The organism is Nocardia sp. NPDC002869, assembly GCF_046764065.1.
In the GTDB taxonomy this organism is placed as follows: domain Bacteria; phylum Actinomycetota; class Actinomycetes; order Mycobacteriales; family Mycobacteriaceae; genus Nocardia; species Nocardia rhamnosiphila.
Window position 1 is genome coordinate 1 of sequence record NZ_JBKOOL010000209.1, and the last position, 8,454, is coordinate 8,454.

Consider the following 8,454-nt stretch of genomic DNA (forward strand, 5'->3'; position numbering starts at 1 on the left):
GCCCGTTGTTCGTATCGAAGACGAAACGCCAGATCACCGCCATCACCACGTGCCCCGCGCCGTCGCCGCATCCGGCTCCGGCGGCACCAGCACCGGCATCTCCAGTATTTCCCGGAGCGTGCGGCTGACCAGCGGAATACGGACGCCGCCGCCCACCGCGAGCACAGCCTGCACCGGACGGCCCGACCGGCCGATGATCTCGCGGGTGGAGTGGACCGAGGTCTCGACGGCCCGGGCGATGAGGGCGGTGAAATTCTCCTGCGTGAGCAGTACCGGTCCGTAATCGCTGGGCAGCGCCACCGCGGAGGTCCCCGAAAGCTTTTCCTTCGCCGAGCGGCACAGCGTATCCAGCCGCGCCAGACCGTCCGGGTCGGGCGGATGGGCGATCCGGCCGGAATTGATCTGCTGCTCCCGGATCAGCGAATCGAAGTATTCGCCGCTGATATCGCCGGTGCGTTCGGTGTGCACGATCTGCCCGCCGACGACCTCCACCACAGTGACCGACAGACCGGATGCGCCCAGATCGTAGACGCCGAGCGTGCTGACCCCGGCCAGTGCGCCGGAGGCGGTGGCGAATTCGAGCGTGGCCTCGATATCGGGCACGATGTCGTAGCCGTCGAGCCCGTGTTCGGCCATCGCCACGTGCACGGCCTCGGCCTGCAGCTCGTCGCGGCAGGCCAGGACGGTCCGGGCTATCCCGGGGTCGGAGTTCAACGCGGCGGCCACCGAGAGCGCGGCCCGCTCAGCGCTCGGGGTCTCACTCGGAACGACGAAGGTCCGCAGTTCGAACGCCTGTGGGTCGGACGTCGCGGCGCCCGCAGGTGGGCGCGCCAAGCGGATCGCGCCGGTTCCCACCGACACTCCCAGTGCTGAACTCATCGGCAGCCCATCCGTACTTCCCGCTTCACGATCTGCGAGCGTCGCCCGGTCGATGGTGACGGCTCATCCCCCGAACCACTCTTCCGACACTACCGCCCGGTCCCGTCGCCGCGGGAGGCAGCAGCCACCGGCGTGCGCCGACCGGCCCCACGATGCTACGGGGCGCCCAGCCCCGCGTACACCCATCCGGCCGAGCGCCAGGCGGCCCGATCCAGACAATTGCGACCGTCGATGAGCGAGCGTGCCCGCACCACGGCGTCCAGATCCTGCGGGCGCAACTGCACGAATTCGTTCCATTCGGTGAGCACCAGCACCACATCGGCGCGTTCGCAGGCTTCCACCACCGAGGTGGCGTAGTTCAGTGTGGGAAAGACGCGACGGGAGTTCTCCAGGGCCTTCGGGTCGTAGACGGTGACGACCGCACCGTGCAGCTGGATCATGCCCGCCACGTTCAGCGCGGGCGAGTCGCGCACATCGTCGGATTCGGGTTTGAACGCCGCGCCGAGCACCGCCACGTTCGCGCCGAGCAGCGTCCCGCCGCAGGCACGGGCCGCCATATCCACCATCTTGGTGCGGCGTCGCATATTGATGTTGTCGACCTCGCGCAGGAAGGCCAGCGCGTGGTCGGCGCCGAGTTCCCCGGCCCGGGCCATGAAGGCGCGAATGTCCTTGGGCAGGCAGCCGCCGCCGAAGCCGACCCCGGCGTTGAGGAAGCGGCGGCCGATACGGGCGTCGTAACCGAGAGCGTCGGCCAGCACCGTGACATCGGCACCGGTGGCTTCGCACACCTCGGAGACCGCGTTGATGAAGGAGATCTTGGTCGCCAGGAACGCGTTGGCGGACACCTTGACCAGTTCCGCGGTGGCCAGATCGGTGAGCAGGAAGGGGACCTCGGCGGCCAGTAGCTCCGCGTACAGCTCCTCGACCACCTCGCGCACCCAGGCCGACCGCTCCCGCTGCTCGTCCACGCCGAGCACCAGCCGGTCCGGCCGCAGGGTGTCCCCGACCGCGAAGCCCTCACGCAGGAATTCGGGATTCCAGGCGACCTCCACGTCCACCGCGGCGAGGGCGCGGGCGCGGCGACCGAGTTCGGCGGCGGTCCCCACCGGGACCGTGGACTTGCCGATGATCACGGACGGGCGGGTGATGAGCGATGCGAGCGTATCCACGACCGCGTGCACATATTTCAGGTCGGCGGCGTACTCGCCCTTCTTCTGCGGAGTGCCGACCCCGAGGAAATGGACGTCGGCGTGCTCGGCCGCCTCGTCGTAGGAGGTGGTGAACCTGAGCCGGCCCGCGTCGAGATTGCGGCGCAGCACCGCCTCGAGGCCGGGTTCGTAGAAAGGAGTGACACCGTCGGAGAGTTTCGCGACTTTGCCCGGATCGATATCGACCCCGATCACATCGTGTCCGAGCTCGGCCATACACGCTGCGTGCGTGGCCCCCAGGTACCCGGTTCCGAAGACTGTGCATCGCATGATCGATTGGTAATCCCCGCCGGTGCACACACCAGAAAACCGAGGCGAGGTACCGGGCAACAGCAGATGTACACCGGGCGACGTGGCTCACCGAACAGCGCTGACCAGGGCGTACCTCCGCATTCGCTCCGGCCGTGCGCTCTTGCGTACCTCCGCATTCGCTCCGGCCGTGCGCTCTTTGCGTACCTCCGCGTTCGCTCCGGCCGTGTCCGGTCCGCGTGCCGCGCTTTTGTCCGGGCATACGCGTCCTGTGGATCTCTGTGGATGGACCGTGCCCGTTAGGATCGCGGCAGTGCGCCGCCGACTCGTCCTCGCCGCGGGAGTGGTCTCTGTCGTCGTGCTGGTCTTCGGACTGTGGCCGGTCTATGTGAGCCCGCAGCGTGAGGAGCCCGCGCCCGCCGATGCGATTCTGGTGCTCGGCGGTGCCCACGACGGACGGGAAGAGCTGGGGCTCGGGCTGGCCCGCGCGGGATACGCGCCGCGGGTGCTGATCTCCAACCCCTACGAGGACAGCCCCCTGGTGAACCGGATCTGTCACGGCGGATACAGCTTCGAGGTGGTCTGCTTCGATCCTTCGCCACGTACGACGCGGGGCGAGGGACGTTATCTCGCCGATCAAGCGCGGAAGCACGGGTGGGAGCGGGTCATCGTGGTCACCTTCACCCCGCACATATCCCGGGCCAGGTTCGTTCTGGGGAAGTGCTGGGGCGGGCAGCTGCTGTTCGTGGACACCCGTCCGCGGCTGTCGGTGCCGCGCTGGGCCTACGACTATGTCTATCAATCAGTGGGGTACGCAAAGGCGATTTTCGAGGATTGCCGAGAGTAGTCCGGAGGATTTCCCGAAGCTTTGATGGCATATGCCGTCAGTTTGACGCGGTGCCGGTGACCTGGTTACATTCGCACTGGCGCCGGTAGTCGCCGGACCTGCTGCGACGACGCATGAAGCCTTCGGGAGCGTGTATGGATTACGACTGGTCGGAGGCCGAACGGGCCTTCCGGGACGAGGTACGAACGTTCCTGGCCGAGAAGCTGACGCCCGAGGTGAGTACCGCGGGTCGGCTGATGACCAGTGTCTACTCCGATCACGAGGCGAGCCTGGAATGGCAGCGCATCCTGCACGAGCGGGGTTGGGCGGCGCCGCACTGGCCGGTCGAGTACGGCGGCTGCGACTGGTCGCTCACCCAGCACTACATATTCAGCCGGGAACTGGCCCTGGCCGGCGCCCCGGCGCTGTCGCCGATGGGTATCCGGATGGTCGCCCCGGCCCTGATCGCGTTCGGCACCGACGAGCAGAAGAACTATTTCCTGCCCCGCATCCTCACCGGTGAGGTCTTCTTCTGCCAGGGTTACTCCGAGCCCGAAGCCGGGTCCGACCTCGCCGCGCTGAATATGTCCGCGATCTCCGACGGCGACGATCTCATCTGCTCCGGTAGCAAGATCTGGACCACCCACGCCACCGAAGCGAACTGGATCTTCGCGCTGGTCCGCACCTCCCGCGCGGGCAAGAAACAGCAGGGCATCACCTTCTTGCTGATGGATATGACCGCGCCCGGAATCGCGATCCGGCCGCTGGTGATGAGCTCGGGTGAGCAGGTCCAGAACCAGATCTTCTTCGACAATGTGCGGGTGCCCAAGAGTAATGTGCTCGGGCAGATCGACGACGGCTGGACCGTCGCCAAATACCTGCTCGTCCACGAGCGCGGCGGCGGGGCCATGGCCCCGGCACTACAGGCCATGGCCCAGAACATCGCCACCGCCGCGGCCGGGCAGCCCGGCCGCGACGGCAACCCGCTCAGCGAGGACCCGCATTTCGCGGCGCAGCTGGCGGACGCGCGGATCCGCACCGAGGTACTGGAGGTACTGGAATTCCGAACCCTGGCCGCCATGGCCCAGGGCAAGGATCTGGGCACCTCCTCGTCCATGCTGAAGATCCTGTCCACCGAGCTCAGCCAGCAGCTCACCGAACTCGCGCTCACCGCCGCCGGACCCCGCGGCCGGGTCTACCAGCCGCACGCCACCGCGCCCGGCGGCCCGATCGCCGAATACACCCCGCCCGCCGACGGCTACCTCAGCGGCGCCGACTGGCAGGCCGTCGCGCCGCTGCGCTATTTCAACGATCGCGCCGGTTCGATCTACGCGGGCAGTAACGAAATCCAGCGAAATATCCTCGCCAAGGCAGCATTGGGGCTCTGATGGACTTCACCTTCACCGACGAACAGCAGATGCTGCGCGAGGCGCTCTCCGGTTTTCTCGCCGCCCGATACGACCTGGTGAAAAGCCGTACCGCGGTCAAATCCGGTCCCGGCTGGCAGCCCGAGATCTGGCGCGGGCTGGCCGAACTGGATGTTCTGGGCCTGACCCTGCCGGAAGAATTTGGAGGTTCGGGCGGCGGTCCGGTCGAAAGCATGATCATCGCCGAGGAACTCGGCCGTGCCCTGGTAGTCGAACCCTATGTGGACACCGTGGTGATCGGCGGTGGCCTGCTGCGCCGCGCGGGTGGTGAGCGGGCCGGGGAGCTGCTGCAGGGCATCGCGAACGGTGACGTCCGGCTGGCCTTCGCCGCGCTCGAACCGCAATCCGGCGAAGTGCGACACGATGTTTCGACGACCGCACGCCGGGACGGCGACGGCTGGGTGATCGACGGATCGAAGATCGTGGTCACCGGCGTGCCCGTCGCAACGCATCTGATCATCTCCGCGCGCACCTCCGGAGCGCGTCGCGATCAGGACGGGATCTCGCTGTTCCTGGTGGAATTCGATTCCGCTTCGCCGCCCGCCGGCCTCGAAGTGCACCAGTACCGCACCATCGACGACCGCGTCGCCGCTGACCTCACCTTGGAGAACTTCCGGGTGCCCGTGAGCGCGCTCCTGGGCGAGGAGGGCCGGGCCTGGCCCGCCATCGACGCCACCATCGATGAGGCGATCGCGGCGGTTGCCTCGGAAGCCGTCGGACTGATGCGCAAGGTCCTCGACGATACCGTCGAATACACCGGGCAGCGGCAGCAGTTCGGAGTTCCGATCAGCAGTTTCCAGGCACTACAGCACCGGATGGTCGATATGCTGATCGAACTCGAGCAGAGTATCGCCGCCGCCTATCTGGCCGCCTACGCCGTGGAAGCCGAACCCGCCGAGCGGACCCGGGCGGTTTCGGCCGCCAAGGTGACGATCGGCCGGGCGACCCGTTTCATCGGCCAGAATTCGGTCCAGCTACACGGTGCGATGGGTATGACCGAGGAATTGGCCATCGGTCACTATTTCAAGCGCCTCACCGCAATCGAATACGAATTCGGTTCCAGCTCCGATCATCTCGCGCGCTATATCGCGGCGACGAAACCCTGATCGGACCGCACCCCGCTCATCCGTGCGCCCGGGTGGGGTGCGGAAGCATGCCACCGGGCCGTGCGGCGATCTGCAAGAGGGGGATCACCGCACGGCCCGATGGACTCAGTACTCCAGCTCCGTCCACGGAATATGGATCGGGAAAGGAAAGTCGATCCGGACGCCGTCTTCGTCCTCGGGTGTCCACTCGCCGGCGACCAGGTAGTTTGCCGACCGCAGGGGACGGACGCCGTGGGGCAGCCGCCCGTGCTCGGTTTCCAGCGCGTACGCCCGTACAGTCGCAATCGCGCTTTTCGCCTGCGCCAATGTGACTTCCCAATACCAAGGGATTCCAGCGTCGGCGTAACGGCCTTTCTTGGCCTCGATATCGGTTTGGGTGTTGGTCGGTGACAGAACCTCGCCGACCAACAGCGTGTCGACAGCCCGGACATCCTGAAATGGAGAAGGAAGACAGCGGAAGGTAAGGAAGTCCGGGGTCAAGAAGTTGGACTTTCCGCTGGTGTCGAGGAAGACATTTGTTTCCACGTCCACTTGCCAGCACGCTTCGGGTTGTTCGGACATGCTCTTGCGGGCGCACCGTTCTATCGCGTTACGCATGCGCACGGTAAAACGCTGATGCTCGCTGGGCCCCCGGCGTAGCCAGACCACGCGCCCGTCCCACAGCTCGATCTGTTCGGCGATCTCTTCGGGTAGCTGCTCGAGTTCCTCCCATGTCATGTACTCGGGAAGCTCGGGCCGTTCGGTGTGCGGCAGCGACATGGCACCATCGTATGCCTGGTCAGGCCCGTATTCGCCGCATCGATCCGGACTCGGTCACCCTATCGCGGCCCGGATCGCCGTCTCGACCGCCGAGAACGGTCCGGGCCCGGTGGTACGCAACGGTTGCGCAGGCTCGAGGTTGGGCTGAGCGAGGAACCGGGGATGGGACCCACGGTTCGGCTGACCCGCGTGGACCAGGAACGGGTGGCAGAGGTAGACATCGCCGGCTCAGATAATCGGTGGGCGACGAATCGGGGCCGGGGAAACTCGCGTCGACATGCCAGCCGTCGAGGACGGCCGTCTCCTGCCCCGGAAAGCGGATCACGAAACCTCCGAGACCACGGCGTGGCGCCCAGCGCCCGGGACCGACGAGCGCATCGTAGGCCGAGCACAGCCCCGGGGTGGCCGCGGCGGAGACAAAGGGCGCGCTCGCGTAATCCGGCCGGAAGGCCGCGGGGGCGGGCCAACTGCCGGGATCGTCGGGGGAGGCATTCAAATCCCGCCAGATGATCGTGCGGCACTCCTCGGCGAGTGCGCGCGGAAACGCGTCGGGAACGTGGACATATCCGTCGTCGATGAACGAGGCCACCTGTATGTCGTCGAGCACGGGCCTATTGCAGCCGGTGCCGATACCTCGCGTCAGTGATTTTCCCGCCCGCGGGGCGTGCATGCCCGGCACGACAGCGCCCGCCGCACTTCGTCCGCCCGAGCACCCGAGCCGATCTGTGCCGGTGGCCCGCATTTCCATCGATTCCGGAATACCGTTCCGTCCCGTCGACTTGGACGGGGATATGACGAGCACACAGTTCGATCCGCGCACCCTGCTCAGCGAGAGCCGGCTCGGCGTCCTGGCCACCATCAAATCGAGCGGGCTGCCGCAGCTGTCCCCGGTGACCCCCTACTACGACCGTACGGCCGAGATCATCTACGTCTCGATGACCGAGGGCCGCGCCAAAACCGTGAACCTGCGCCGTGATCCGCGGGCCGCGCTGGAGGTCACCCGGGCCGACGGCTGGGCCTGGGCGACCGCGGAGGGCACAGTCACCCTCACCGGTCCGGGTACCGACCCGCACGGCCCGGAAGTGGAGGCGCTGGTCGACTACTACCGCAAGGCGGCGGGCGAACATCCGGACTGGGACGAATACCGGGCCGTCATGGTCTCCGACCGCCGGGTCCTCATGAAACTCGCGGTGGAGAACGTGTACGGCGCGGCTCTGCGCTGAGCGCATTCCATCTCGGCCTCGCACGGCGGTCGTACCGCGACGAAGGACGCCTCCGGACTCCGCGAGGACGACGGGATCAAGGGCCGGGAACCCGCTCCTCGGCGGTGGCGTTACATGCGGGTGCTCCTGCGCCCTGGCCGGCCGGCGGCACGCCCGAGTCGAGCAGGACCGAGGCGAGTCAGCGGCTGCGGATCGGCACCGCTGTCGCACTGCTCGTCCAGCGTGACCCGATCATCGCGGCCAAAACATGACGGCCATCTGGTCCCGGCAGGAAGCCGAGTTCCACAGCGAGCACGTCGATTTCGATCCGCTCTACTCTTGGCCGAAACCGGTGCAGCGGCCACGTCCGCCGATCTGGCCGGGCGGCTGGGGGCCGTTCACACACGAGTGGATTCTCGACCATGCCGACGGTTGGCCGGCTCCGGTGGGCATCCCCTTCGCCGAACTCGAGCGGGGGTTTCACGAACTGCGGGCGCTCGCCGATCGGCGCGGCCGGCCGCCCGTTCCGGTGATCGCCACTCTCTTCGATCCCGGCCCCCGCGACCTCGCATGTCTGGTGGAACCGGGCATCCACCGGACGTTGCTGGGTATCGTCCCGGTGCTGCCTCCCGACGCGGCGCACCGTGAGCTGGACCGTTTCGCGGACGTGGTGCACGAACTGGGCCGTTGAGTCCGGGCATGCCCGGAAAGCCGGGCCGGTCGAGCTGTCGGGAAGCCGGGCCGGTCGAGCTGTCGGGAAGCCGGGCCGGGTGTAGACGCGGCAGGGCCCGGCGGAGT

8 protein-coding genes are annotated in these 8,454 nt (G+C 67.3%); 5 read left to right on the top strand and 3 right to left on the bottom strand.

The window, feature by feature from the left end; translation table 11 throughout:
• Nucleotides 1-42 precede the first annotated feature (42 nt).
• Nucleotides 43-879, bottom strand: coding sequence for an Hsp70 family protein (locus tag ACLML9_RS26020; RefSeq protein ID WP_411947983.1), 837 nt, complete (start codon nucleotides 877-879; stop codon nucleotides 43-45).
• Nucleotides 880-1,034: 155 nt separating this feature from the next.
• Nucleotides 1,035-2,357: a UDP-glucose dehydrogenase family protein gene (locus ACLML9_RS26025; protein ID WP_411947984.1), complete on the bottom strand. Its 1,323-nt coding sequence runs from the start codon at nucleotides 2,355-2,357 to the stop codon at nucleotides 1,035-1,037.
• A 292-nt stretch (nucleotides 2,358-2,649) separates the two neighbouring features.
• On the opposite strand from ACLML9_RS26025, the gene ACLML9_RS26030 reads away from it, so the two are divergent.
• The 3 genes from ACLML9_RS26030 to ACLML9_RS26040 all read left to right on the top strand — a co-directional run bounded on the left by ACLML9_RS26030 (nucleotide 2,650) and on the right by ACLML9_RS26040 (nucleotide 5,695).
• Nucleotides 2,650-3,183: a YdcF family protein gene (locus ACLML9_RS26030; protein WP_411947985.1), complete on the top strand. Its 534-nt coding sequence runs from the start codon at nucleotides 2,650-2,652 to the stop codon at nucleotides 3,181-3,183.
• Nucleotides 3,184-3,317: 134 nt separating this feature from the next.
• Nucleotides 3,318-4,550, top strand: coding sequence for an acyl-CoA dehydrogenase family protein (locus ACLML9_RS26035; protein ID WP_411947986.1), 1,233 nt, complete (start codon nucleotides 3,318-3,320; stop codon nucleotides 4,548-4,550).
• Nucleotides 4,550-5,695 carry an acyl-CoA dehydrogenase family protein gene (locus tag ACLML9_RS26040; RefSeq protein WP_411947987.1) on the top strand — a complete coding sequence of 382 codons (1,146 nt, stop codon included), beginning with the start codon at nucleotides 4,550-4,552 and terminating at the stop codon, nucleotides 5,693-5,695. The genes ACLML9_RS26035 and ACLML9_RS26040 overlap by 1 nt, the downstream gene beginning before the upstream one ends.
• Before the next feature lie 105 nt (nucleotides 5,696-5,800).
• Here the strand turns inward: ACLML9_RS26040 and ACLML9_RS26045 are convergent, their stop codons facing one another.
• A complete protein-coding gene (locus tag ACLML9_RS26045; RefSeq protein ID WP_411947988.1) occupies nucleotides 5,801-6,454 on the bottom strand; it encodes a Uma2 family endonuclease in 654 nt (217 codons plus the stop codon).
• Between the two features lie 791 nt (nucleotides 6,455-7,245).
• On the opposite strand from ACLML9_RS26045, the gene ACLML9_RS26050 reads away from it, so the two are divergent.
• Nucleotides 7,246-7,677: a PPOX class F420-dependent oxidoreductase gene (locus tag ACLML9_RS26050; protein ID WP_357063071.1), complete on the top strand. Its 432-nt coding sequence runs from the start codon at nucleotides 7,246-7,248 to the stop codon at nucleotides 7,675-7,677.
• Nucleotides 7,678-7,924: 247 nt separating this feature from the next.
• Nucleotides 7,925-8,347: an LLM class flavin-dependent oxidoreductase gene (locus ACLML9_RS26055; protein WP_411947989.1), complete on the top strand. Its 423-nt coding sequence runs from the start codon at nucleotides 7,925-7,927 to the stop codon at nucleotides 8,345-8,347.
• The last annotated feature ends 107 nt before the right edge of the window (nucleotides 8,348-8,454 follow it).

Excerpts from the sequence above, each read along its gene's own strand:
- ACLML9_RS26045 (WP_411947988.1), bottom strand. The coding sequence starts at position 6,454 with ATGTCGCTGCCGCACACCGAACGGCCCGAGCTTCCCGAGTACATGACA.
- ACLML9_RS26025 (WP_411947984.1), bottom strand. The coding sequence starts at position 2,357 with ATGCGATGCACAGTCTTCGGAACCGGGTACCTGGGGGCCACGCACGCA.
- ACLML9_RS26050 (WP_357063071.1), top strand. The coding sequence starts at position 7,246 with ATGACGAGCACACAGTTCGATCCGCGCACCCTGCTCAGCGAGAGCCGG.
- ACLML9_RS26035 (WP_411947986.1), top strand. The coding sequence starts at position 3,318 with ATGGATTACGACTGGTCGGAGGCCGAACGGGCCTTCCGGGACGAGGTA.
- ACLML9_RS26020 (WP_411947983.1), bottom strand. The coding sequence starts at position 879 with ATGAGTTCAGCACTGGGAGTGTCGGTGGGAACCGGCGCGATCCGCTTG.
- ACLML9_RS26055 (WP_411947989.1), top strand. The coding sequence starts at position 7,925 with ATGACGGCCATCTGGTCCCGGCAGGAAGCCGAGTTCCACAGCGAGCAC.
- ACLML9_RS26040 (WP_411947987.1), top strand. The coding sequence starts at position 4,550 with ATGGACTTCACCTTCACCGACGAACAGCAGATGCTGCGCGAGGCGCTC.